We start from the raw sequence: 20,914 nt of genomic DNA on the forward strand, positions 1-20,914 counted from the left end.
GAATGACGGCGATCGCTGTGGGCGTGGCGATTGCCATAGGTGCGGGGTACTGGATTGCGCACCTGCAAAATGCTGGAAATCCAGTTCCGCTGATCACCGAAAGCCAGGCGCAAAGCGATAGCGCAGCCCCGGCCGACGGCGAACGCAAGATCCTCTACTACCGCAACCCGATGGGCCTGCCCGACACCTCGCCGGTGCCGAAGAAGGACTCGATGGGCATGGACTACATCCCGGTCTATGCCGACGACCAGCCCGACGACAGCGGCACGGTGGTGGTGAGTCCGGCGCGCATCCAGACCCTGGGGGTGAAGACCGCAGAGGTTGAGCTGCGCGCCGTGGATGCGGCGGTGCGCGCCAGCGGCCGGATCGAGCTCGACGAGCGCAGGCAGGTGGTGGTGGCGCCGCGCTTCGAGGGCTGGATCGAGCGCCTGCATGTGAATGCGGTCGGCGACCCGGTGAAGAAGGGCCAGCCGCTGTTCACCGCCTACAGTCCAGAGCTGCAATCCACTGGCGAGGAGTTGCGCATTGCCGAGCGTCTGGCCAGCCAGAGCGCGGCCCATGATGCGCTGGCGAGCGAATCCGCCCGCCGCCTGGCCGAGGCGACGCGCGCGCGCCTGCGCAACCTGCAGGTCGCCGGCCAGGCCGGTGCGCGCCAGGTGTTCCACGCCCCGGCGAGCGGCGTGGTGCTGGAGAAGGAGGCCATCGAAGGCGGACGCTTTATGCCGGGAGACGCACTGTTCCGCATCGCCGACCTGTCGAAGGTGTGGATCATTGCTGATGTGTATGAACAGGATCTCGCTCGCGTGCAGGTCGGTCAGAGCGCGCAGGTGGCGCTCGAGGCCTATCCCGGTCGCAGCTTCGCGGCGCGAGTCGATTATCTCTATCCGACGCTGGACGCCGCGACGCGCAGCACCCGCGTGCGCCTGGAACTGGACAACCCGGAGGGCCTGTTGCGCCCAGGCATGTTCGCCCAGATCGCGCTGGCGGCAGGTGATGCCACCCCGAGGGTCGCCGTGCCGAGCTCGGCGATCATCGACGATGGCGAACGGCGGGTCGTGCTGATTGCGCTCGGCGAAGGGCGCTTCAAGCCGCAGCCGGTGAAGCTGGGCGAGCGCGGCCGCGAGGTGGTCGAGGTGCTCGACGGCGTGGCGGCGGGCGATCGCGTGGTGGTTTCGGCCAACTTCCTGATCGACTCGGAAAGCCAGCTCAAGGCGGCACTCTCCAACCTTGTCGAGCCCGATGCCGGCGATCAGCCCCAAGCGAGCCCGACCCGTTACGAAGCGCAAGGGACGTTCGATGCACTCGACGCCGAAGGCGGCAGCGTGACGATGACGCATGGCGAGATCCCGGCCCTCCAGTGGCCGGCGATGACCATGGACTTCATGATTGCCGATCCGGCGCTGGTGAAGAGCATCGCCCCAGGCTCGCCGGTGCGGTTCGTCTTCGAGGCGGGTGAGCCAGGCGAGTACATCATCACCGGGATCGAGCCGGTTGCAGGCACTGCGCCTGCACCGAGCGCCGGCGGTCACGGGGGGCACTGAGATGCATGCCCCTGTGACAGACTCTTCGAACGTCGTGCCAACCGACGCGGCAGCCAGACCGGCAGCACCCGGCCTGCTCGACCGCGTCATCGACTGGTCGGCGCGCAACGTCTTCCTGGTACTGCTGGCCACGCTGTTCCTGATCGGGGGTGGCGTGTATGCGGTCAAGCACACGCCGCTCGACGCGCTGCCCGACCTGTCCGACGTGCAGGTGATCGTCTACACCGACTACCCCGGGCAGGCGCCGCAGGTGGTCGAGGACCAGGTCACCTATCCGCTCACCACCTCGATGCTGGCGGTGCCGCGCGCGAAGGTGGTGCGCGGCTTCTCGATGTTCGGCGCGTCCTATGTGTATGTGATCTTCGAGGACGGCACCGACATCTACTGGGCACGCTCGCGCGTGCTGGAGTACCTGAGTACCGCAGCGAGCCGCCTGCCGCAGGGCGTGGCGCCGCAGATCGGGCCGGACGCCACCGGCGTGGGCTGGGTCTATCAATATGCGGTTCTGGGCAAGGACATGAGCCTGGCCGACACGCGCAGCCTGCAGGACTGGTACGTGCGCTACCAGCTCACCAAGGCGCAGGGCGTGTCCGAGGTCGCCAGCATCGGCGGCTTCGTGCGCGAGTACCAGGTCACCGTCGATCCGCTGCGCCTCGCCGGCTACGGCATCACGCTCGATGCGGTGACGCAGGCGATCCGCGCCTCCAACCGCGACGTCGGCGGCCGGGTGGTGGAGCTCGCCGAGAAGGAATACATGGTGCGCGGCCGGGGTTACCTGCAAAGCGTGCAGGACATCGCCGACATCGTGCTCAAGGCCGAGCGCGGCACGCCGGTGCGCGTAGGCGACGTGGCCCGCGTCGAGCTGGTGCCGGCCGAGCGGCGCGGCATTGCCGAGCTGAACGGCGAGGGCGAGGTGGCCTCGGGCATCGTGATGGCGCGCTTCGGCCAGAACGCACTCGACGTGATCGCCAACGTCAAGGCCAAGATCGCCGAGATCGCCCCCGGCCTGCCGACGGGCGCGGAGATCGTGCCGGTCTATGACCGCTCGGAACTGATCGAGCGCGCCATCGGCAACCTCAAATGGACGCTGCTCGAGGAGAGCCTGATCGTCGCCGCCGTGTGCATCGTCTTTCTGCTCCATGTGCGCAGCGCGCTGGTGGCGATCATTACGCTGCCACTGGGCATCCTGTTCGCCTTCATCGCCATGCGTTCGCTCGGCCTCGGCTCCAACATCATGAGCCTGGGCGGCATCGCGATTGCGATCGGGGCGATGGTCGATGCCGCGATCGTGATGATCGAGAACGCGCACAAGCACATCGAGCGCCTGCCCGCAGGTGCGACCCAGACGGAGCGCGGCGCTGCGATCGTGCTCGCCTGCAAGGAGGTCGGACCGCCGCTGTTCTTCTCGCTGCTGATCATCACCGTGTCCTTCCTGCCGGTGTTCGTGCTCGAGGGGCAGGAGGGGCGCCTGTTCTCGCCGCTCGCCTTCACCAAGACCTTCGCCATGGCCGGCGCCGCGCTGCTGTCGGTGACCCTGGTGCCGGTGCTGATGCTGTTCTTCGTGCGCGGGCGCATCCTGCCCGAGGCGAAGAACCCGGTTAACCGGCTGCTGATCTGGCTGTACCGGCCGATCATCAAGGGCGTGCTGCGCTTCAAGGTCCTCACGCTCGTGCTCGCCGTGCTGGCGATGGCCGCCACGATCGTCCCCGCGCGCCAGATCGGCTCGGAGTTCATGCCGACCCTCAACGAGGGCACGCTGTTCTACATGCCGGCGGCGCTGCCCGGCATGTCGGTCACCGAGGCGGGGCGCCTGCTCGCCACCACCAACCGCATCATCAAGACCTTCCCCGAGGTGGAATCTGTCTATGGCAAGGCGGGGCGCGCCAACACCGCGACCGATCCGGCGCCGCTCGAGATGTTCGAGACCGTCATCAACCTCAAGCCCCAGGACCAGTGGCGACCGGGCATGACCACCGACACGCTGATCGCCGAGATGGACGCCGCGCTCAAGTTCCCCGGCCTGGCCAACTCGTGGACCATGCCGATCAAGGCCCGCATCGACATGCTCAGCACCGGCATCCGCACCCCGGTGGGGGTCAAGGTGTTCGGCAAGGACCTGGAGACGCTGGAGAAGGTGGCACAGGCGGTGGAAGCCGCCGTGCGCAAGGTGCCGGGCGCGAGCAGCGCCTACGCCGAGCGCGTGGCCGGCGGCTACTACGTGGACATCGTGCCGCGCCGCGACCAGCTCGCGCGCTACGGGCTCACCATCGACAGCGTGCAGGACGTGATCGCCACCGGGCTCGGCGGCGAGATGGTGACGACCACGGTCGAGGGCCTGGAGCGCTACGGCGTGTCGGTGCGCTACGCGCGCGGCCTGCGCGACGACCCGGTGCGGCTCGCGTCCGACGTCTATGTGCCGACGATGAACGGCCCGATCCCGCTCGGCCAGGTGGCCGAGGTCAAACTGACGCGCGGCGCACCCGCCATCCGCACCGAGAACGCGCTGCTGGCGGCCTATGTGTATGTCGACACGCGCGAGGCCGACCTCGGCGCCTTCGTCAAGCGCGCGCAGCAGGCGGTGGCCGAGGAGGTCGAGTTCCCGCAGGGCTATTACGCCACCTGGAGCGGCCAGTTCGAGAACATGGAGCGTGCCAAGGAGAAGATGAAGATCGTGGTGCCGGTGACGCTGGCGCTCATCTTCGTGCTGCTCTACCTGAACTTCCGGCGCCTGACCGAGACCCTGATCGTGATGCTGTCGGTGCCCTTCGCGCTGGTCGGCGGGGTGTGGCTGATGTGGTGGCTGGGCTACCAGATGAGCGTGGCGGTGGCGGTGGGCTTCATCGCGTTGGCAGGGGTGGCGGCGGAGACCGGCGTGATCATGCTGATCTACCTGGACCACGCTTGGCGCGAGGTGCAGGCGCGCTGCCAGGCCGAGGGCCGCGAGGCCGGCATCGCCGAACTGTACGAGGCAATCATGGAAGGCGCGGTCGAGCGTGTGCGCCCGAAGATGATGACCGTGGTCGCGATCATGGCGGGCCTGCTGCCGATCATGTGGAGCACCGGCACGGGCAGCGAGGTGATGAGCCGCATCGCCGCGCCGATGGTCGGCGGCATGGTGTCCTCGACGGTGCTGACGTTGGCGGTGATTCCAGCGCTGTATTCGCTGGTCAAGCAGTGGGAGTTGCGCCGCAGCGCCAAGACAGCACCCGCGCAGGCGCTGGTCACGGTGTCGAATTTGTAATGCACCGGTCAGCGGCGCGACAGCATCGGGGGCGTAGCCTGTTTCCAAGGCCCCGTTCCCGAGGCTGCCGCTGAACGTGACGAGGAGCAGTGCGATGCTTGCGTGGCTGAAATCCCTCTGGCAATCCTTCAGGAATTGGTGTCGCGAGAACGAGCGAGCCCACCGGGATGCCCCGCTCTCGCCGTGCTGCTCGAAGCCGCCCGCAGCCGTTCGCCATTCGCCGACCCGCAAGGTATGAAGCCATGAACACAAAGCCTGCTCATGATCCTGGACTCCCTCGATCTGTCGCTTGGTATCGCTCCCCCGGCGTCATCGCCGGCCTGATGCTGGCGGCGATCGCACTGTTCTTCCTGTTGCGCGAACACTGGGCGCATGTGTCGGGCAACTGGGTGTATCTGATCCTGTTGCTGTGTCCCCTGATGCACCTGTTTGGCCATGGAGGACATCACGGCGGGCACCGCAGCAACGACACCGATTCGGAGAAGCGCTGAGATGTCGATGACAGGGGCGTGCCTTGGCCGTGGCGTCGTCATCGCGGCGCTTTCGGGCGTCTTGATTTCGAGCGCAGCGGCGCAAGGCTGGAAGATCCCGCAGCCCTCTCCGGGGCTGATGCCCAATCCGGCGCAAGGAAAGGGACTCTACGCACAGCACTGTGCCGCTTGCCATGGGACCGACCTCAAGGGCTCGGACAAGGGGCCGCCCATGCTCCATAAGGTCTACGAACCCAGTCATCACGCCGATATCGCCTTTCAGTTGGCGGTAGCGAACGGTGTGCGCGCCCACCACTGGCAGTTCGGCGACATGGCACCTGTTCCCGGCCTGACGTCGGACGAGGTCGCTCATGTCACGGCATTCATCCGTGGTGAACAGCGCAAGGTCGGCATTCGATAACAACAATCGCCGGGGAGAGGCATCATGACCCACGAGCATTCGCAGGGCGGCCATTCTGGCCACATTCATCGCCACGATCATGCATCACCAGGCCAGGATACCGATCCGGTCTGCGGCATGACCGTCAAGCCCGACTCTCCGTATCGGGTCATTCACGCCGGACACGAATACCGGTTCTGCAGTGCGAAGTGCCAAGGCAAGTTCGAGACTGATCCGGCGCGGTATCTGGCACCGGAGACAAGTCAGCCTTCAACGGAACCCGCACCGGTGCCCGGCACGGAGTACACCTGCCCGATGCATCCGGAGATCCGCCAGATTGGACCGGGCACCTGCCCGAAATGCGGTATGACACTCGAGCCGGTGATGCCGGGTCTTGAGGATGAGGACAATCCCGAGCTCGTCGATTTCCGCCGCCGCTTCTGGTGGACGCTGCCGCTGACGGTGATCGTCACCGCGATCGCCATGTCCGGTGGCGTCTTCGATCCGATGCTGGGTGCGGCGCGCCCCTGGGTCGAGCTGGCCCTGGCGACACCGGTCGTGCTCTGGTCCGGTTGGCCGTTCTTCGTGCGCTGCGCGCAGTCGATCGGCAACCGCAGCCCGAACATGTGGACGCTGATTGGACTGGGAGTTGGGGCGGCCTATCTATATAGCGTCGTCGCTACGGTTGCGCCCGAAGTGTTTCCGGCCTCTTTCCGCATGGGCGAACACGTGGCGGTGTATTTCGAGGCAGCAGCGGTGATCATCTCGCTGACGCTGCTCGGCCAGGTGCTGGAGCTGAAGGCGCGCTCGGAGACCGGCGCCGCGATCAAGGCGCTGCTCGGCCTCGCGCCCAAGACCGCGCGGCGCATTCGCGCGGATGGCACCGAAGAGGATATCCCGCTGACCCACGTCCATCCTGGCGACCGGTTGCGTATTCGTCCGGGCGAAAAGGTGCCCGTCGATGGTTCCGTTGACGAAGGCGAAAGCGCGGTCGATGAATCGATGCTGACCGGCGAGCCGATCCCGGTGACCAAGCGCCCCGGGGACAAGGTGATCGGCGCCACGCTCAACACCAGTGGAGCGCTGGTCATGGTCGCCGAGAAGATCGGCGCACAGACCATGCTGTCGCAGATCGTGCAGATGGTCGCGCAGGCTCAGCGTTCGCGCGCGCCGATGCAACGCCTGGCGGATGTCGTCGCGGGCTGGTTCGTCATCGTCGTCGTGCTCATCGCCCTCACCACGTTCGTGGTGTGGGGACTCTTCGGACCCCAGCCGAGCTGGGCCTACGGCCTCATCAACGCGGTGGCGGTGCTGATCATCGCCTGCCCCTGCGCATTGGGCCTGGCCACGCCGATGTCGGTGATGGTCGCGACCGGCAAGGCAGCCACCCAGGGCGTGCTGTTTCGCGATGCGGCGGCGATCGAGTCGCTGCGCAAGGTCGACACCCTGATCGTGGACAAGACCGGCACCCTGACCGAAGGGCGCCCCGCCTTCCATAGTGTGGTGGCGGCGCCGGGCGGGGCGGAGGCCGACGTGCTTCGCATCGCAGCCAGCCTCGATCAGGGCAGCGAGCACCCACTCGCCCAGGCCATCGTGACCGAGGCCCGCGCGCGCGGTCTGGCGCTCAGCACACCGGACACCTTCGAATCCTCTTCCGGCATCGGCGTGCGCGGTACAGTCGATGGCCAACGTGTGGTTCTGGGGAACACCGCCCTGATGGACGATGAGCGCATCGATTGGCGCGGGCTCGCGGAACGCGCCGAGGCTCTGCGCCTTGAGGGCGCAAGCGTGATGTACCTCGCCGCAGAGGGCGTGCTCGTCGGCCTCATCGCCGTTGCCGACCCGATCAAGGCTTCGACCCCGGAAGCGCTCGATGCGCTGCGGGCGAGCGGGCTCAGGATCATCATGGCCACGGGCGATGGCCTCACCACGGCGCGCGCGGTCGGTGCCCGCCTGGGCATCGACGAGGTGTATGGCGAAGTGAAGCCCGCCGACAAGAACGATCTGGTCGGAAGACTGCAGGCCGAGGGGCACATCGTCGCCATGGCCGGCGACGGCATCAACGACGCGCCGGCGCTCGCGCGCGCGAATGTGGGTATCGCGATGGGCACGGGGACCGACGTCGCGATGAACAGTGCCCATCTGACTTTGGTCAAGGGTGATCTCCGGGGCATCGCCACCGCACGCAGCATCTCCGTCGCCACCGTGCGCAACATGCATCAGAACCTCGTGTTCGCCTTCCTGTACAACGCAGCGGGCGTGCCGATCGCGGCCGGGGTGCTCTATCCGGCGTTCGGGCTGCTTCTTTCACCGCTGATTGCGGCCCTGGCGATGAGCTTGAGTTCCGTGTCGGTGGTCGGTAACGCGTTGCGCCTCGGACGGAAAAGGATTTGATCGTCCTCGATTCGCCAGCCCGGAAAGCTGGGCAGACGAACCGCGTGACGGGTACTTCGTTCGTTGGGAGGCATGCCGGCGTCAGCGTGTCGATGTTTGCGCACAAGGAGCTGTCTCATGAAAGCCGAGACGGAAGCCGAGCCCCGTCCATCCGGTCGGGCTGAATCGAACTTAAGGGTTCGCCGCGTATTTCTGGTCTTCGTCGTACTGGCGGCCGTTCTCCTTATCGCCGAGCACCGGCTCCATGTGCTCGGCTACCTACCGTGGCTCATCTTGCTTGCGTGCCCCCTGATGCACGTCTTCATGCATCGCGGTCACGGCCACAAGAGAAAACGAACGCCGGCTGAAGACCAAGGTAACCATGATGCGTGATGCCACGGGAGATCGAGATGAGTGAGACGTCGAGTTACGGCTTGTGGTCACTGGTTATCATCAACTCGCTGTTCTTCATCGCCTTCGCATTCAGCTTCACGCGTCCCCGCACAAGCCAGGACTGGCGATCCTTGGGCGCTTACTCGGCCTTCATCCTCGCGCTCTTCACCGAGATGTACGGCTTTCCGTTGACGATCTACCTGCTCTCGGGGTGGCTGTCTTCGAAATTTCCGGGAATCGATTTTTTTGCCCACGACTCGGGGCACCTCTTGGAGGTGATGTTCGGATGGAGCAGTAACCCGCACTTCGGCCCGTTTCACCTCTTGAGCACGGTGTTCATCGTCGGTGGCTTCTGGCTCTTGGCAAAGGCCTGGCCCGTACTCCTCGAGGCTCAGCGCACCCGCCGCGTCGCCGACAGTGGCCCGTACGCACGCATTCGACACCCGCAATACGTCGCTTTCGTTCTGGTCATGTTCGGCTTTTTGCTGCAATGGCCGACCTTGATCACGCTGATCATGTTCCCGGTTCTGTTGATCGTGTACGCCAGGCTCGCCCGCCGGGAAGAACTCGATGCGATCGAGGCATTCGGTGATGCCTATCGCTCATACCGCGACCGCACGCCGGCGTTCATTCCTCGCCTGCGGTAGTTCGACGGATCGTTTGGTCCAGAGCGCCGCTTGCGAAGTAGAGGGAGATGCCGACGCGCAGATTCCTCATTGCCTGCAAGCAAGGCGCCTTTGAGTTTGGGGCACCATGCATGCGCGCGGGGCAGAGTGAGTTTGATCAATCAAACCCGCCGATCCTGAAAAAGGTCGACAGAAAAGCCCCCGGGATCGACACCGGGGGCAAGTTCATCCTGAAACGTGCGAATCAGTTACGGGTGTCGTGGCGAAGGATGCTGTCGAGACGCATGACCTCGTCGCCGTGCATCATGATCTTCTGTCCATCCTTGGTCTCCATCACTTCGCCGTGTTTCATCCTCACCGCACGGCCCATCTTGTCCTCCATGCCCATTTTCCCATCCTTGAAGATGTAGACCGTCGAGCCATCCTTCATGGGGATGGACTTTTCGACCCGCTCGACATCGACCGCGAAGGCCGATGTGGTGGCAATCCCAAGTGCCGCGACCATTAGTGCTTTCTTCAACATGCTCGTCTCCTTGAATCAACTACAAATAATTGCTGAACATTGCATCAGGCCTCTTCCATAGAAGTTTGCCCGATGCCTTACCCGCCTCGGTTCCTGGGGAACCTTGGTCCTATCAGGAGCCGCTGCGGTAAAGCGGGCTTTCTTCGAGATAGACAGTCACCTTGTCGCCGCCTTGGATCACCTTCGAAAGCGGAAAGCTGTTCGTGCCGAGGGTGTCGAAGGTCCAGTTGACCGTCTTGTCACCGACCTTCAGGGCAACCGTCTCAAGCCGCGTGACGTTGATGTAGCGCGTGTCCGCATTGACGATCACGGTGCGGGAGGGTGTGGCGTTGCTCGCGTAGCCATACGTGGCCAGCTCTCGCTCGGTCGGGCTTGAAGCGCGTGCCTGGACATGCTCGAGCCAGTGCAACGTACCGCGTTTGGAATAGTCTTCGTGTGCGAACGCAGCGGAAGATCCAAGGCTGCTGATGGCCGAGACGGCGAGGACGGCGATGATCGACTTTTTCATGATGGCTCCTTGTCCGGTTGTCCAGATTGGCTGCTCGTGCTTGAGTAACCATGGACCTCATCATAGGAGCCGACTACTGACAGCTCGGTGACCCGGCAATTACAGTTCGGTCATGAAGATGTAATCAGATTATCAGGGTTGGATGAGTCGGAATATCAACCCTCGACGGCGCCTCCTTCCGACCGGCCGGTGACTCGTAGATTACGTCAATGTAATCGCACGGATATGCTCGCGTCAGCGTGACAAAACTATACTTTTCCCATCGTAGCGTTCTGAAACTAGTTGAAGGGCGCGGGCGACGCGAAAGAGGGAGAGGAAGATGCTCACAGCAGATCAAATGATAATCACTGGCCAACAGCAGCTTGGCGCGATCATGCAACACTCCAATCTTGTCTTGGGGTGCTGTGAGCGACTCACCGAAGAGAGCATGCGTTCTGCCCGTGCGCTTCTCGCGCAGGTCGAGTCCGACTTTGACGCCCTCCTGCGTGGCGAAACCATTGGATTCATCAACGCAGCTGGCCGAATCGGTCTGGACAGTTGGGCGTCGATGGCTGCGTGCGTCATCGAATTCCAGCGTGAGGCGGTAAGAAAATCCTTCACCTTCAAGTAGCGTGCCCGGCCTACCGATCCCGGCCCGACGGTATCTGACAGATACGAAAGACCATGGTCGTGGTCTCGTTAGGACGGACATTCATCGAGAGAATTCTGTACGAATCCCCTCGCAACGTTCCTGCCGTCACTCTTTGCGGCTCATTGGAGAAATGCCATGAAATCGAAATCCCTTCTTGCGGTCCTGGCGGCGTTTGCCATGCTCTCGTTCAATTCCATCGCGGCGACTGCGGAGGAAGAGTCCCAAGCCAAATCCGAACAAGTCGAAAAGGCTGACTCGACGGACGCCAAGCGGCATTCCCACGTAAAGGAGAAAGTCGGCGTGCGGCCGAAAGCTGCGGAGGCCAAGGGCGATGATGGCATGGCCGCGAGAGCCAAGCCCAAGCACTACCACCCGCGGGACGGGAAATGACCCCGTACAAAGTGGCGTGGCACATTCGAGGGGGCGTTTGTTGCTGTGACTCCACGCATTTCTGATGTACACGGTGATCGTTGCACTTGCCGTCTGCTTGCTGCGGCGGTTGGATGCGACATCAAGACGATACCGTTCAGCTATTGCCGGTCTGTATTGATGAAGCGATGGGCCATGACATGCAACCACGGTTGCCGCGGTGGCTCGGTGGAGGCCCGCGCGGGCCGGCATGTGGCAGGAGGTGGACCTATCGACACTGTCAAGGCGATTCTGATCAAGAATGAGTAGCCATTTTTCTCGCATGTAACGGTGTTGTGGTTCCACGGTTCTGCCGAAATTTCATCTACCCCTCCACAAAGGCGCCCTTGAAGTGCGCGTGACGGACCCGCTACCCAATTCCGCACAACAGATGCGTTGGCTCCTCGCCCGCCGGCTCGGCGCAGCAGTGCTCGTCATCTGCTTGCTGGCGGGGGCTGCTGCCTTCATGTTCGAGGCACGCCGTGCGGAACAGGCGGCGCTGGAGACGGCTGAGGCGGCGGCCGCTCATTTTGTGTCACCGGCAATGCAGGCCATGTCGCCCGGAGAGTCCGGGCACAAGCACTTGCGTGACCTCCTCGACGGCAGTCACTTCATCGGCATTCGCGTGTTCGACCAAAGCGGAAATTGGGCTTACGAGGTCTGGGACGAGTCTTCGAACCGCATCGCGACGACGACCTTACCTTCCCGACCCACATGGCCGCCGATGGGGGAAAGTCGTCGCACCTGGATAAGCGTAGCGCAGGACGGCCTGATTCAGGTGGTTCTGCCACTGGCAGGCGGCGACGGCCGATTGGTCGGCTACATTGAGGGTTTCTATCGTCTCGCCCCGGAAGTCCTGTTGCATCAGCGGGAACAGATCCGCAATGGGGTCTTGATGGCAGCGGTATCGGCGCTTGCGACCGGGGTCGCCTTGTACCCACTTTTACTCTCAATGTTCGGGCATGCGACGGCCTTGTCCGACCGTCTCATGAATGCAAACTTCTCCCTCGTACATGCGTTGGGAAAGTCAATCGCCAAGCGCGACATCGACACGGACGCCCACAATTATCGGGTCACGCTCTACGCAGCGGCGCTTGCGGAGGAGATGGGGGTATCCCCGAACGAGATCCCGCATCTCGTCATCGGTGCCTTCTTGCACGACGTTGGAAAGATTGGCATTCCGGATCATATTCTCCAGAAGCCGGGGCGGCTTTCCGCTGAGGAGTTCGAAGTGATGAAGACCCATACCTTGATGGGTCTCGAGATCATTGCCGGGATTCATTGGCTTGAGGGCGCAGCGGAGGTCATTCGTCATCATCACGAGCGGATTGACGGGAAGGGGTATCCCGACCGCCTTGCTGGCGAGGAAATATCGCTCCATGCACGCATATTCGCGGTTGTGGACGTGTTTGACGCCCTGGTCTCGGCTCGGCCCTACAAGGCGGCGATTTCGCCCTCGGAGGCACTCGCAATTCTTGAGCGAGAGGCCATGCAGCATTTTGATGCGGATGTGGTCAACGCCTTCAACCGGATTGCTCTCTCATTGCATGGCGAGGTAGCCCGGGCAACCGAGGCCGACCTGCACCGAGCAATCCGCCCCTTGTGGCTTCGCTGCTTCAAAAAATGAAACGGCTCCGCAGGAGCCGTTTCGGAAATCGACCCCCCGGTAGCTTCAGTTACGGTGATCCTTGTGGAGAACGCTGTCGAGACGCACGACCTCGTCTCCGTGCATCATGATCTTCTGACCATCCTTGGCCTCCATGACCTCGCCTTGCTTCATCCTCACCGCACGTCCCAGCTTGTCCTCCATGCCCATCTTCCCGTCCTTGAAAATGTAGACAGTCGAACCATCTTTCAGGGGAATGGACTTCTCGACCGTCCCGGCATCAACTGCGAAGGCCGACGTGGTGGCGGCAGCAAGTGCCGCGATCATCAATGCTTTCTTCAACATGCTTTTCTCCTTGAATGAACTGCTAAAAAATCCAACTAAGAATCTCAACGGGCGCCTCCGTTCGAAGATTGCCCGATGCCTTACCTGCCGTGGTCCCTATGGGACGTTGGCGCTATCAGGAACCGCTGTACAGAGGGTTTTCTTCGAGATAAACCGTCACCTTATCCGCCCCCGGGACGATCTTTGAAAGCGGGAAGCTGTTCTTTCCCAAGGTATCGAAGGTCCAGTTGACCGTCTTGTCACCGACCTTCAGTGCAACAGTCTCCAGGCGAGTCACGTTGATATGGCGAGTGCTCGCATTGACGGTAATGGTGCGTGAGGGGGTGGCGTTGCTGGTGTAGCCATACGCGGCCATCTCACGTTCGCTCTGTGCGAAAGCGGCCGAAGATCCAAGGGTGCTGATCGCCGAGACGGCGAGAACGGCGATGATCGACCTTTTCATGATTGGCTCCTTGTTCAGTTGTCCAGATTGGCTGCTCTTGTTTGAGTAACCATGGACCCCATCATAGGAGCCGACTACTGACAGGTCGGTGACCCGGCAATTACGTTTAAGTCATAAGAATGAAAGGGTACGGTCAGGGTTGGCGGGCCGGGTTTCGTCAGTCCAAGGCCTTGACCGAACGGCAGACGCGTGATCGAAGCACCAATTTCACGTCCCCCAACATGTCATGCGAGGTGACGGCTTCACTCGGTTACTTGCCGTTCGCACCACGAAGAGCCCGACGGCTGGATTGGGTCGGGTCGAGACGGACGGGGGCCGTCGGCTTGCCGCATCACTGGCGAAGGTCTCAGCCCGGCCATCAGCTGCCCGTCCTCCTCTCCACAATCCTGCCATCCTGATGGCCGCTGGGCCTCGAAACCTGTCATTGCCTCAAGCACGTCGCTCCGCTGTCCTCATCCCTTCTGATGGACTTGTCGTGCGTCGCCGATGTCGCGCCGGGCGTGAGCGACGATGACAAGCCCCGACCACAGCGCGAGCCCGGACATCACTAGTGCAACGACAAGGTCCGGCAATGCGCTTCCGGTACCGAAGACGCCTGCTGCCGCCAGAATCACCGCGAGATTGCCGATCGCATCGTTGCGGCTGCACAGCCACACCGAACGCATGTTCGCGTCGCCCGAGCGAAAGCGATACAACAGCATCGCCACCCCTGCGTTGGCGAGCAGTGCGAGCATGCCGACCACGCCCATTGTAATCGGTTCAGGCGTCACGCCGTGCTGGAAGGCCCACAGGGCGCGTGCCATTACAACGGCGCCGAAAAGCACCATCGCCACGCCCTTGAGCAAGGCCGCGCGTGCCCGCCATATCAATCCCCACGACAGCACCGTCAGCGACAGCGCATAGTTGGCGGCATCTCCTGCGAAATCGAGGGCGTCGGCCCACAGGGCGACCGAACCGACTGCAAGGCCGGCGACGAATTCGACCAGGAACATCGCCGCATTCACGATCAATGCAATCCACAGTGCCAGGCGGAAGCGCGGGCTCGCTGCGCTGGCATCGCAGGTGGAGTGGGAACAACAGCCGGCCATGGTTTTCTCCTTAACGTGGGCGAGGGGTGCATCACACACCCTGTAGCCACTACAGGGTCAAGCGGTTAAGCTGTTGGGCGGCCGCAATGAGGAGATGCAGGCGATGAAGATCGGTGAATTGGCCAAGGCCGCGCACGTCGAGGTCGAAACCATCCGCTACTACGAACGGATCGGTCTGCTCCCGGCGCCTTCCCGCAGCCCCAATGGATATCGGGCCTACGCGGGTGGGCACCTTGAGCGCCTCGCGTTCATCCGCCACTGCCGGGCACTGGACATTGCCTTGGTCGACGTCGCGCAACTGCTGCGCTTCGTGGACGACCCCACAACCGACTGTGCTGAGGTCGACGCGTTGATCGACTCCCAACTCACCCGTGTCCGCGCGCGTCTCGACACCCTGCAAATGCTCGAGCGCCAACTCGTCGCCCTGCGCAGCCAGTGCGGTGCCCCCGATCGTGCGGCGCAATGCGGCATCCTGCATGAGCTTGAGGCGCCGACGCGGGGGGATGTCTGTGTGTGCCACGATGAGCATGCGCAATGATCTGCGGTTCGGTGGCGGAGTGACCACAATGTGGGGTGCCAGCGCGCCGGTACGTTCATGGTCGCGATATGCGCCGTCAGCCAACGGGCTGGGGTTAAAATCGTCGCCCATGCACCGTTGGCTTGCCATTTTCTTCCTGCTGCTCGTTCCGCTTCAGTTCGCGTCGGCGGGCCTGGAGGCGTACTGCTTGGAATCGGCCGGTTTCGCGACCAGCCACGGCGACCACCATCCACATACCTGTCAGGTGGATGAAGGCGATGAAGGGATGAAAGGGCAGCTTCACGCCGACTGCGGTTTCTGCCAGATCCTTGCGAGCGCTGCACTGCTCGATGCGGGTCGTCTGCCATTGACAGGACTGGGCCATGTCCTCGTCGACGCCGGGCGGGACTTCAACGCGTCTGCGCTGGTCACCGAGCCTGAACGCCCCAAGTGGCGCCTCGCTGCCTGAGCGGCAGCCCACCCCTGTCTTCCCCTCTTCTTCGAGTGCGCGCCGCACGGTAGCGGCGGTGTGCTCCATTGCGGACGTCCGGGCACTGCCTGTGGCGTCCGCCCCTCCCGAAGCCTGGGAACCAACCCTCGAGATCGACTCGATGCACGACAAACGAACCCAATGGTGGTGGCTGATGGCCGCCTGGGCCGTGGCTCTGGTATCCACGCTGGGCGCGCTCTTCATCGGTGAAGTGATGGGCATGACGCCCTGCGTGCTGTGCTGGTACCAGCGGATCGCCATGTTCCCGCTCGCCCTCATTCTGGGCATGGCCGTGTTCGCCGAGGACCGGCGCGGTGCGGTGTATGCGCTGCCATTCGCGCTCGCTGGTCTCGCGCTGGCCGCCTATCACAGCGCGCTGATCGCCGGCTGGGTGCCACAGTGGTGGGTGCCGTGCGGCACCGGCCCCTCGTGCAGCCAGCAGGCCCTGGTCATCCTTGGCGACACCCAGATTCCCTGGCTATCGCTGGCGGCCTTCCTCGCCATCGCCGCCGCCCTGACGATTTATCTGATAAGGACCCGTAAATGAACACACGAAAACTGCTCGCTCTCGCCGTGTTGCTGATCCTCGGCGTGGCGTTCTACTTCGGCATGGATGCCTACCGTGATCGCACGCAGGCCGAGCAGGACACGCGCGTCGCGGTGGAAAGAGGCCGCCTCGTGCGGATGCACACCCCGATCATCGGGCCGCAGAACGCGCCGGTCACCATCGTCGAGTTCTTCGATCCCGCCTGCGAGACCTGCCGCGCCTTCTATCCGATCGTCAAGCAGATCATGGCCCAGCATCCGGACAAGGTCCGGCTTGCGCTGCGCTATGCACCCTTCCATCAGGGCTCGGACCAGGTGGTGAAACTGATCGAGGCTGCGCGCAAGCAGGGACTCTATACCCCGGTGCTCGAGGCGCTGCTGGCCGCACAGCCCGAGTGGGCCGACCACGCGGCGCCCAACATCGGCATCGCCTTCGAAGCAGCCGCCCGGGCCGGCCTGGACATGGAACGCGCCCGGCAGGACATGGAGACGCCCGAGATCCAGGCCGTGCTCGCGCAGGACATCGAGGATCTGACCGCGTTGCAGGTCAGCAAGACACCAACCTTCTTCGTCAATGGACGCAGCCTGCCGAGCTTCGGCCCCGAGCAGTTGGCACGCCTGGTAGCGGAGGAAGTGGGGAAAGTACAGCCGTGATCGGTTTGTTCAAGCTCGCCGGCCTGTTCGCCTTGACGGCCGTGGCCGAGATCGTCGGCTGCTATCTGCCCTGGCTCGTGTTGAAGCAGAGCCGTAGTGCATGGTTGCTCGTGCCCGCAGCGCTGTCGCTCGCCGCCTTCGCCTGGCTGCTGACACTGCATCCGACTGCAGCCGGGCGAACCTATGCCGCTTACGGCGGCATGTACATCGCGGTCGCGTTGGTGTGGCTTCGCGTCGTGGATGGCGTTGCGCTGACCCGCTGGGATGTCGCGGGCGCCGGCGTCGCGCTGGTCGGCATGGCCATCATTGCGCTGCAACCGGCCACCTCTCCCTGAAAGTATCATTGTTGCTTCTGCCCGAGGTTGCCGAAACGGGCTCTGAGGCCGGCAAGACGCAGTCATTTGAGAAAGCGCTCTATCCGAAGGAGGCCTGCTTGAAACGGCCCTCGATAGACGGGCGCCTGGTCAATCGATAGAATGCCGCTCGTTCATTGGGGAGTAGCCTCTCTTCAACCCGAAGAGGCTTGCGTCAACATACTTGGTCACTCGACCATGGCGTAAGCGGTTTCTGCTTGGCAAGACCTTTGATCACACCACCTTCCGACTGGCCGGAGAGGTGGCGTGGTCATTTGTCGAATTCCGGCCGAGGAAACCAGTATGGAAGCTTTTCTGATCTCCACCGGCATCGTTGCGCTCGCCGAAATCGGTGACAAAACCCAGCTCCTCGCGTTCATTCTCGCAGCTAAATTCCGTAAGCCGGTGCCGATTGTTTTCGGCATCTTTGTCGCCACTCTGGCCAATCACGGCTTCGCAGGCGCAGTGGGGACATGGATCACAACGCTCATGGGACCGGAGACGCTTCGCTGGATGCTCGGCATTTCATTTATCGCAATGGCCGGCTGGACTCTGATACCGGACAAATTCGACGAAGATGAAGCGAAGCTGGTTCGCCTTGGCGTCTTCACCACTACGCTGATTGCATTCTTCCTCGCCGAAATGGGTGACAAGACGCAGATCGCCACTGTAGCGCTGGCAGCTCAGTATCAGAATCTGATTGCGGTCGTTGCCGGTACAACCCTGGGCATGATGGTGGCGAATGTGCCAGCCGTCATCATGGGTGACAAAATCGCCGACAAGATGCCGGTCAAGCTTGTGCACCGTATTGCCGCCGCCATCTTCGCCTTCCTCGGCGTCGCCACTCTTTTGGGGGCAGGGGCAGGCTTGGGTTTCTAAATCAACTGGGAAGCCTTTGCGCCAATTAAACGTATCTCGCCCAGAACGCACATGAAGCCTACGCACAAGGCGGCTGGCGGGAGTCCCATGGGCATCTGGGTGCTTGGCTTCGTGAGCATCCTGATGGACATCTCTTCGGAGAAGATCTAGGAGTCCGCTCACGAAACGGAGAAAATCGCACGCTAAGCGTGCGCTGAGGCTGACACCAATCGGTATGGCGCACGAATCGATCCGGCCGGTTCTTGGCCCCAACGCCACGATCAACGGTGTTATCTGTCGTTGCTGAACTGCGCTTCGCATTCGACCGGTGCGCAGCCGCAGGAGTGCGATGGTGCGCAGAAACGCGTTTGGCGGGATTGCGCGGCGATGCCCTCGCTATCGGAGAGCCAAAATCCTGCGTGCGCCGTTGAGCACAACTGCGCCGATGATCCCGCCGATGACAAGGTCGGGAACGGCGGAGCCGGTCCATGCGACCAAGGCACCCGCGACGATCACTCCGAGGTTGGCCAGCACGTCGTTGGCGGAGAAGATGTAGCTTGCAGTCATGTGCGCGCCGCGATCACGATGCCGCGAAATGAGCACAAGGCACGTGACGTTTGCGACAAGCGCAACAACTCCGACTCCCATCATCAAAGCCGAGACGGGCTCGCTGCCGAAGACGAACCTGCGTCCGACCTCGAACAGAGCCCCCAGCGCAAGCACCAGCTGCAGCCACCCTGCGATGTGGGCCGCCTTCACCTTCAGGTGAGCCGCACGCCCCACGGCATAGAGCGCCAGGCTGTAGACGGCCGCGTCGGCGAACATGTCGAGTGAGTCAGCCAGCAGACCGGCCGACTGCGCCAACAGGCCCAACACGACCTCGATCACGAACATGGCAGCATTGATGCCGAGCAACATCCGCAGCACTTTCAATTCAGCGACGTCGCCGGCGTCGGGCAACGGCACAGCGTCATCGTGCACGGCCTCGCTGCTCTGCAGGGCTGCCCCGAGGCCGAGCCGCGTCAGGCGCGCCAGGACTTCGTCCGCCGAAGCCCGATGCAGCACCGTGACCTGACGTTGCTTCAGATCGAACGACAATGACAACTCCGGCATGTCCTGGAGCGCCATGCGAACGAGGTTTTCTTCCGATGGACAATCCATCTTCGGCACGTTAAAGCTGCTGCGCTGCATGGGTCTGCTCTCACTCAACACAGTCGCTTGAAGCGATGCGTCGAAACTACGCGCCACTCGCGCGCCAAGCGAGCGCCCCGATGTGCTCGACATGGCGCTTCGAGGGCTGTTTGCCGGCAGAAAACACCGCTCACCTCCTCTGCATGTACTGCTGGTGCCGCATCATGTGATCCATCATCATCTGCTGCATCGGCATGTATTGATCAATCATGTACTGGCGCTGCTGCTGTTGTTCCGGGGTGAGTTTTGAGTAGTAGTCCCCCATATGTCCCCATCCCATCATCGGTCCGCCCCTCATCATTCCGGACCCCATCCCCGGGCCGCCCATGCAGCAGCCCATGCCGCCGCCCGGCCCCCACATGCCGTGCATCAGTTGCATGTTGTTCTGCATCGTGGTCCAGTGGTCCTGGAGTAGTTCTTGCCGCGCTTGGGGATCCTGAGTCTGGTTGATCTTGTCCATCTGCTCTTGCATCTTCTTCATGTTCTCCTGCGCCTGCGCCATCCGCTTGTCGAACTCCTGCACGTTGGGCGGCTCGAGGTTCGCTTCGGCACCAGGCGCCTGCTGGGCGAGGGCGGGCATGGACGAAAGTACAACGGCGGACAACGCGGCTGCCAAGATCGTGTTCTTCATCTCGCTTCTCCTATGTCACAAGTGGAGGCCATGACGGTCTTGTTACGACGGACCGATGACCACTGGGGATTGCGCCCGGGGACGGGCAGCGGGGGGAAACGGCGCGCATCGGCGATTGATGTTCATCTGGCCCCCGTCGCTAAGTCAGAAGTCTGGATGCCCACCCGGCAACGGCCGTCTTCGCGCAAGCAGATGCGCTCGCGGAATCGTGCAAGATCACCCGAGAAGACATCATCTTCATCGGGTACCGAGCGAATCAGATCGGACAGGGGCCCCATCGTCGGCGAGCCGGTTACCAGCCGATGGTAGAGCCAGCGGCCATCCTTGATGGTGGTCAGAAGGCCAGCCTGACGCAGCGTTTTAAGGTGGCGAGAGAGCTTGTATTGCAGCTCTTGGAGGCTGTCCACCAATTCGCACAGACAGATCTCTTCGCCAGTATCTACGAGCAGACGCATGATGCGAATGCGGGTCCGGTCGGCCAAGGCCTGGAAGACTTCTTCGAGTTTGACGGTGATGAGATGCATAGTTGCATCATAGTGCAAGCGTGCAGAACCGCTGAGCCTTCTGCGCCGCGAACAACATCTGCGGGGCAGGCCGCTGGTTAGCTCACAACAGTGCTTTCATCTTGCTACCGCCGAGCGCCTGAGGTGACCGCCTGCGCGCCGTTGCCGCAGGCGGTCGGGCGGAGTCACTTCAGTGTGAAGCGTGCCGTGGTGGAAGGCTTGCCCGGAAGGGTGACAACCGCGACCAGTTTGGTGCCGGCGCCGACCTTGAAGCTACCCTTGGCTTCGAGTCGATCACCTGCAGGCTTGAGTTCGACATCTTGCTTGTTTGCGCCAGACAGCAGCGTGAGCTTGGCACTGCCGTTTGCCACATCAACAGGCTTGCCGTGATCGCGAAGATGCAACTGGATCACCTCGGGCTTGGCAACGAGTTCGAGATCGAGATCCTTGACCTCGACCACCACGCCTCCATGCATCGATTCATGCTCGTGAGCATGGTCATGCTTGTCGGCTGCAAAGGCGGGGCCCACAGACACGAGAGCAGCGAGGGCGACGACTTTTGAGAACTTCATGGGT

The 20,914-nt window shown here is 62.8% G+C and carries 25 protein-coding genes and 1 riboswitch; of the genes, 16 read left to right on the forward strand and 9 right to left on the reverse strand.

The window, feature by feature from the left end:
• The first annotated feature begins 2 nt into the window (after window positions 1–2).
• The 7 genes from M622_RS32715 (at window position 3) to M622_RS32740 (ending at window position 9,065) form a co-directional block, all read left to right on the forward strand.
• Complete coding sequence (locus M622_RS32715) at window positions 3–1,541, forward strand: efflux RND transporter periplasmic adaptor subunit (protein WP_021249899.1); 1,539 nt, start codon at window positions 3–5, stop codon at window positions 1,539–1,541.
• A gap of 1 nt (window position 1,542) precedes the next feature.
• On the forward strand, window positions 1,543–4,782 hold the full coding sequence (locus tag M622_RS32720; RefSeq protein ID WP_281168225.1) for an efflux RND transporter permease subunit: 3,240 nt from the start codon (window positions 1,543–1,545) through the stop codon (window positions 4,780–4,782).
• A gap of 242 nt (window positions 4,783–5,024) precedes the next feature.
• Window positions 5,025–5,273, forward strand: a complete 249-nt coding sequence (locus tag M622_RS39730; protein WP_012586265.1) for a DUF2933 domain-containing protein — start codon at window positions 5,025–5,027, stop codon at window positions 5,271–5,273.
• 1 nt (window position 5,274) lies between these two features.
• A complete protein-coding gene (locus tag M622_RS32725; protein WP_004265696.1) occupies window positions 5,275–5,673 on the forward strand; it encodes a c-type cytochrome in 399 nt (132 codons plus the stop codon).
• Window positions 5,674–5,697: 24 nt separating this feature from the next.
• Complete coding sequence (locus tag M622_RS32730) at window positions 5,698–8,046, forward strand: heavy metal translocating P-type ATPase (protein WP_040830969.1); 2,349 nt, start codon at window positions 5,698–5,700, stop codon at window positions 8,044–8,046.
• Between the two features lie 117 nt (window positions 8,047–8,163).
• Window positions 8,164–8,418: a DUF2933 domain-containing protein gene (locus tag M622_RS32735; RefSeq protein ID WP_021249902.1), complete on the forward strand. Its 255-nt coding sequence runs from the start codon at window positions 8,164–8,166 to the stop codon at window positions 8,416–8,418.
• A 17-nt stretch (window positions 8,419–8,435) separates the two neighbouring features.
• Complete coding sequence (locus M622_RS32740) at window positions 8,436–9,065, forward strand: methyltransferase family protein (protein WP_012586262.1); 630 nt, start codon at window positions 8,436–8,438, stop codon at window positions 9,063–9,065.
• 223 nt (window positions 9,066–9,288) lie between these two features.
• Here the strand turns inward: M622_RS32740 and copK (M622_RS32745) are convergent, their stop codons facing one another.
• Window positions 9,289–9,567, reverse strand: a complete 279-nt coding sequence (gene copK / locus M622_RS32745; RefSeq protein WP_004265708.1) for a periplasmic Cu(I)/Cu(II)-binding protein CopK — start codon at window positions 9,565–9,567, stop codon at window positions 9,289–9,291.
• 112 nt (window positions 9,568–9,679) lie between these two features.
• Window positions 9,680–10,075, reverse strand: a complete 396-nt coding sequence (locus M622_RS32750; RefSeq protein ID WP_021249903.1) for a CzcE family metal-binding protein — start codon at window positions 10,073–10,075, stop codon at window positions 9,680–9,682.
• Window positions 10,076–10,394: 319 nt separating this feature from the next.
• Between M622_RS32750 and M622_RS32755 the strand changes: the two genes are divergently transcribed.
• From M622_RS32755 to M622_RS32765, 3 genes are all read left to right on the forward strand, one after another.
• Window positions 10,395–10,685 (forward strand): hypothetical protein, encoded by a 291-nt coding sequence (locus tag M622_RS32755; RefSeq protein WP_157282040.1) that lies wholly within the window; start codon window positions 10,395–10,397, stop codon window positions 10,683–10,685.
• Window positions 10,686–10,841: 156 nt separating this feature from the next.
• Entirely contained in the window at window positions 10,842–11,096 is a 255-nt protein-coding gene (locus M622_RS32760) for a hypothetical protein (protein WP_021249905.1), read from the forward strand.
• 370 nt (window positions 11,097–11,466) lie between these two features.
• A complete protein-coding gene (locus tag M622_RS32765) occupies window positions 11,467–12,741 on the forward strand; it encodes an HD-GYP domain-containing protein (protein ID WP_157282043.1) in 1,275 nt (424 codons plus the stop codon).
• Window positions 12,742–12,786: 45 nt separating this feature from the next.
• Here M622_RS32765 and copK (M622_RS32770) read toward each other — a convergent pair whose 3' ends face one another.
• The 3 genes from copK (M622_RS32770) to M622_RS32780 all read right to left on the reverse strand — a co-directional run bounded on the left by copK (M622_RS32770) (window position 12,787) and on the right by M622_RS32780 (window position 14,595).
• Window positions 12,787–13,065, reverse strand: coding sequence for a periplasmic Cu(I)/Cu(II)-binding protein CopK (copK, locus tag M622_RS32770; RefSeq protein ID WP_021249907.1), 279 nt, complete (start codon window positions 13,063–13,065; stop codon window positions 12,787–12,789).
• Window positions 13,066–13,180: 115 nt separating this feature from the next.
• A complete protein-coding gene (locus M622_RS32775; RefSeq protein ID WP_021249908.1) occupies window positions 13,181–13,507 on the reverse strand; it encodes a CzcE family metal-binding protein in 327 nt (108 codons plus the stop codon).
• Window positions 13,508–13,959: 452 nt separating this feature from the next.
• A complete protein-coding gene (locus M622_RS32780; protein ID WP_021249909.1) occupies window positions 13,960–14,595 on the reverse strand; it encodes a cation efflux transmembrane domain-containing protein in 636 nt (211 codons plus the stop codon).
• Window positions 14,596–14,698: 103 nt separating this feature from the next.
• On the opposite strand from M622_RS32780, the gene cadR reads away from it, so the two are divergent.
• From cadR to M622_RS32810, 6 genes are all read left to right on the forward strand, one after another.
• Window positions 14,699–15,133, forward strand: coding sequence for a Cd(II)/Pb(II)-responsive transcriptional regulator (gene cadR, locus M622_RS32785; RefSeq protein WP_002924844.1), 435 nt, complete (start codon window positions 14,699–14,701; stop codon window positions 15,131–15,133).
• A complete protein-coding gene (locus tag M622_RS39740; RefSeq protein ID WP_231570603.1) occupies window positions 15,123–15,581 on the forward strand; it encodes a hypothetical protein in 459 nt (152 codons plus the stop codon). The genes cadR and M622_RS39740 overlap by 11 nt, the downstream gene beginning before the upstream one ends.
• A 142-nt stretch (window positions 15,582–15,723) precedes the next feature.
• Window positions 15,724–16,149, forward strand: coding sequence for a disulfide bond formation protein B (locus M622_RS32795; protein ID WP_174377416.1), 426 nt, complete (start codon window positions 15,724–15,726; stop codon window positions 16,147–16,149).
• Entirely contained in the window at window positions 16,146–16,802 is a 657-nt protein-coding gene (locus tag M622_RS32800) for a DsbA family protein (RefSeq protein WP_002924848.1), read from the forward strand. Before M622_RS32795 ends, M622_RS32800 begins: the two co-directional genes overlap by 4 nt.
• Window positions 16,799–17,137 (forward strand): YnfA family protein, encoded by a 339-nt coding sequence (locus tag M622_RS32805; protein WP_002924849.1) that lies wholly within the window; start codon window positions 16,799–16,801, stop codon window positions 17,135–17,137. The genes M622_RS32800 and M622_RS32805 overlap by 4 nt, the downstream gene beginning before the upstream one ends.
• 144 nt (window positions 17,138–17,281) lie before the next feature.
• A riboswitch (yybP-ykoY riboswitch) is annotated at window positions 17,282–17,455 on the forward strand.
• 3 nt (window positions 17,456–17,458) lie between these two features.
• Window positions 17,459–18,034 carry a TMEM165/GDT1 family protein gene (locus M622_RS32810; protein WP_002924850.1) on the forward strand — a complete coding sequence of 192 codons (576 nt, stop codon included), beginning with the start codon at window positions 17,459–17,461 and terminating at the stop codon, window positions 18,032–18,034.
• Between the two features lie 375 nt (window positions 18,035–18,409).
• On the opposite strand, the gene M622_RS32815 is transcribed toward M622_RS32810, so the two are convergent.
• The 4 genes from M622_RS32815 to M622_RS32830 form a co-directional block, all read right to left on the reverse strand.
• Window positions 18,410–19,204, reverse strand: coding sequence for a cation efflux transmembrane domain-containing protein (locus M622_RS32815; protein ID WP_002924851.1), 795 nt, complete (start codon window positions 19,202–19,204; stop codon window positions 18,410–18,412).
• Between the two features lie 130 nt (window positions 19,205–19,334).
• On the reverse strand, window positions 19,335–19,835 hold the full coding sequence (locus M622_RS32820) for a hypothetical protein (protein WP_002924852.1): 501 nt from the start codon (window positions 19,833–19,835) through the stop codon (window positions 19,335–19,337).
• A gap of 122 nt (window positions 19,836–19,957) precedes the next feature.
• Window positions 19,958–20,359, reverse strand: coding sequence for an ArsR/SmtB family transcription factor (locus M622_RS32825; RefSeq protein WP_021249914.1), 402 nt, complete (start codon window positions 20,357–20,359; stop codon window positions 19,958–19,960).
• 164 nt (window positions 20,360–20,523) lie between these two features.
• Window positions 20,524–20,910, reverse strand: coding sequence for a hypothetical protein (locus M622_RS32830; protein WP_002924856.1), 387 nt, complete (start codon window positions 20,908–20,910; stop codon window positions 20,524–20,526).
• Between the last annotated feature and the right edge of the window lie 4 nt (window positions 20,911–20,914).

Origin of the sequence: Thauera terpenica 58Eu, assembly GCF_000443165.1 — a bacterium.
GTDB lineage: Bacteria > Pseudomonadota > Gammaproteobacteria > Burkholderiales > Rhodocyclaceae > Thauera > Thauera terpenica.

Excerpts from the sequence above, each read along its gene's own strand:
- M622_RS32715 (WP_021249899.1), top strand. The coding sequence starts at position 3 with ATGACGGCGATCGCTGTGGGCGTGGCGATTGCCATAGGTGCGGGGTAC.
- M622_RS32720 (WP_281168225.1), top strand. The coding sequence starts at position 1,543 with ATGCATGCCCCTGTGACAGACTCTTCGAACGTCGTGCCAACCGACGCG.
- M622_RS39730 (WP_012586265.1), top strand. The coding sequence starts at position 5,025 with ATGAACACAAAGCCTGCTCATGATCCTGGACTCCCTCGATCTGTCGCT.
- M622_RS32725 (WP_004265696.1), top strand. The coding sequence starts at position 5,275 with ATGTCGATGACAGGGGCGTGCCTTGGCCGTGGCGTCGTCATCGCGGCG.
- M622_RS32730 (WP_040830969.1), top strand. The coding sequence starts at position 5,698 with ATGACCCACGAGCATTCGCAGGGCGGCCATTCTGGCCACATTCATCGC.
- M622_RS32735 (WP_021249902.1), top strand. The coding sequence starts at position 8,164 with ATGAAAGCCGAGACGGAAGCCGAGCCCCGTCCATCCGGTCGGGCTGAA.
- M622_RS32740 (WP_012586262.1), top strand. The coding sequence starts at position 8,436 with ATGAGTGAGACGTCGAGTTACGGCTTGTGGTCACTGGTTATCATCAAC.
- copK (WP_004265708.1), bottom strand. The coding sequence starts at position 9,567 with ATGTTGAAGAAAGCACTAATGGTCGCGGCACTTGGGATTGCCACCACA.
- M622_RS32750 (WP_021249903.1), bottom strand. The coding sequence starts at position 10,075 with ATGAAAAAGTCGATCATCGCCGTCCTCGCCGTCTCGGCCATCAGCAGC.
- M622_RS32755 (WP_157282040.1), top strand. The coding sequence starts at position 10,395 with ATGCTCACAGCAGATCAAATGATAATCACTGGCCAACAGCAGCTTGGC.
- M622_RS32760 (WP_021249905.1), top strand. The coding sequence starts at position 10,842 with ATGAAATCGAAATCCCTTCTTGCGGTCCTGGCGGCGTTTGCCATGCTC.
- copK (WP_021249907.1), bottom strand. The coding sequence starts at position 13,065 with ATGTTGAAGAAAGCATTGATGATCGCGGCACTTGCTGCCGCCACCACG.
- M622_RS32775 (WP_021249908.1), bottom strand. The coding sequence starts at position 13,507 with ATGAAAAGGTCGATCATCGCCGTTCTCGCCGTCTCGGCGATCAGCACC.
- M622_RS32780 (WP_021249909.1), bottom strand. The coding sequence starts at position 14,595 with ATGGCCGGCTGTTGTTCCCACTCCACCTGCGATGCCAGCGCAGCGAGC.
- cadR (WP_002924844.1), top strand. The coding sequence starts at position 14,699 with ATGAAGATCGGTGAATTGGCCAAGGCCGCGCACGTCGAGGTCGAAACC.
- M622_RS39740 (WP_231570603.1), top strand. The coding sequence starts at position 15,123 with ATGCGCAATGATCTGCGGTTCGGTGGCGGAGTGACCACAATGTGGGGT.
- M622_RS32795 (WP_174377416.1), top strand. The coding sequence starts at position 15,724 with ATGCACGACAAACGAACCCAATGGTGGTGGCTGATGGCCGCCTGGGCC.
- M622_RS32800 (WP_002924848.1), top strand. The coding sequence starts at position 16,146 with ATGAACACACGAAAACTGCTCGCTCTCGCCGTGTTGCTGATCCTCGGC.
- M622_RS32810 (WP_002924850.1), top strand. The coding sequence starts at position 17,459 with ATGGAAGCTTTTCTGATCTCCACCGGCATCGTTGCGCTCGCCGAAATC.
- M622_RS32815 (WP_002924851.1), bottom strand. The coding sequence starts at position 19,204 with ATGCAGCGCAGCAGCTTTAACGTGCCGAAGATGGATTGTCCATCGGAA.
- M622_RS32820 (WP_002924852.1), bottom strand. The coding sequence starts at position 19,835 with ATGAAGAACACGATCTTGGCAGCCGCGTTGTCCGCCGTTGTACTTTCG.
- M622_RS32825 (WP_021249914.1), bottom strand. The coding sequence starts at position 20,359 with ATGCATCTCATCACCGTCAAACTCGAAGAAGTCTTCCAGGCCTTGGCC.
- M622_RS32830 (WP_002924856.1), bottom strand. The coding sequence starts at position 20,910 with ATGAAGTTCTCAAAAGTCGTCGCCCTCGCTGCTCTCGTGTCTGTGGGC.